General features: G+C 61.5%; 1 protein-coding gene. It reads left to right on the forward strand.

The window, feature by feature from the left end; genetic code table 11:
* Positions 1–65: 65 nt before the first annotated feature.
* Positions 66–1,088: an IS110 family RNA-guided transposase gene (locus tag SAB01S_RS17900; RefSeq protein WP_008832424.1), complete on the forward strand. Its 1,023-nt coding sequence runs from the start codon at positions 66–68 to the stop codon at positions 1,086–1,088.
* The last annotated feature ends 243 nt before the right edge of the window (positions 1,089–1,331 follow it).

The following is a 1,331-nucleotide window of genomic DNA, read 5'->3' on the forward strand; positions in this document are numbered from 1 at the left end:
TTCGAGATGCGGTCATTGGGTGCGATTCGCCCCATATTGAGCATCCCCTATCGAGGAGGAAAGCCATGACTGCCTATGCCGCGCTTGATGTTTCTATGGATAAGACGGCGATTTGCGTGATCGACGCCGGTGGCAATATTCTGTTGGAAGCAGTGACGATTAGCGATCCGGAGGCGATCGCCCATTGCCTGGCCCCCTACAGCGCTGAACTCGAACTGGTCGGCTTCGAGGCCGGACCGCTTTCGGAATGGCTTTTTCGCGGCCTCCAGGACGCAGGGATTGAGCCGGTTCTGATGGAGACCCGGCAGGTCCGCGCTGCGCTGTCGGCGATGGTCATGAAGACGGACCGCAACGACGCCCGGGGTATGGCCCAGCTATTGCGCTCGGGCTGGTTCAGGCCGGTGCACGTCAAGACCATTCCCGCCCGCGAGCAGCGTACGTTGCTGGCCGCGCGGTCGACATTGATGCGCCGGCAGAAGGACATCGAGAATAGCGTACGCGGGTTGTTGAAGGGTTTCGGCCTGCGCCTCGGCCGACTGCTGCGGGGCCGTTGGGATGATGCCGTCCGCGACATAGTCTCGGGCAATGCAACGCTTGCCTCCATCATGGAACCCTTGCTCGTTGTGCGCCAAGTATTACGCGCGCAGCTGGCTGTCCTGGATGGGCAGGTCCGGGATATCGTTCGCACCGACGCCGTATGCCGGAGGCTCATGACCGCGCCAGGCGTTGGCGCGATTGTCGCGCTTACCTACCGTGCCGCGGTCGATAATCCTGCCCGCTTTCGATCGTCCAAGTCAGTCGGTCCCTGCTTCGGCCTGACGCCGCGAAAATATCAATCGGGCGAGATAGATCGGAACGGCGGGATCAGTCGTGCCGGTGATCCGGCGGTCAGGGTCGCTCTGTTCGAGGCAGCGCACGTTCTGATGACGCGCGTGGCGAAATGGTCGAAGATCAAGGCCTGGGCAATGAATATCGCCAAGCGCCGCAGCGCGAAGCGCGCCAAGGTCGCGCTCGCCCGCAAGCTTGGCATCATTCTGCACCGGATGTGGGTCGATGAAGCCGACTTCAGGTACGGCCAGCCGGCATAGCCTTCGAGGAGAGAAAAGATGCCCGGATACTCAGCTACGTAGAGGTCCCCTGCGGGTGACCGGCGAGGGGACGATGGTCAGGGACAAGCCGCTGGACGCTTTGGCGATCAACGCCGTTTTCGAGATCGGCTACCCTGATTTTTCCGACCGCATCATGTGACGACCACGCGTCGATCACGGACAGAAGCATGAACCCCAAGTCGATCTACCTTGCAGTCCCGCACCCAATGACAGAAGGTGTCC

Origin of the sequence: Sphingobium abikonense NBRC 16140, assembly GCF_001598335.1 — a bacterium.
Classification (GTDB): Bacteria; Pseudomonadota; Alphaproteobacteria; order Sphingomonadales; family Sphingomonadaceae; genus Sphingobium; species Sphingobium abikonense.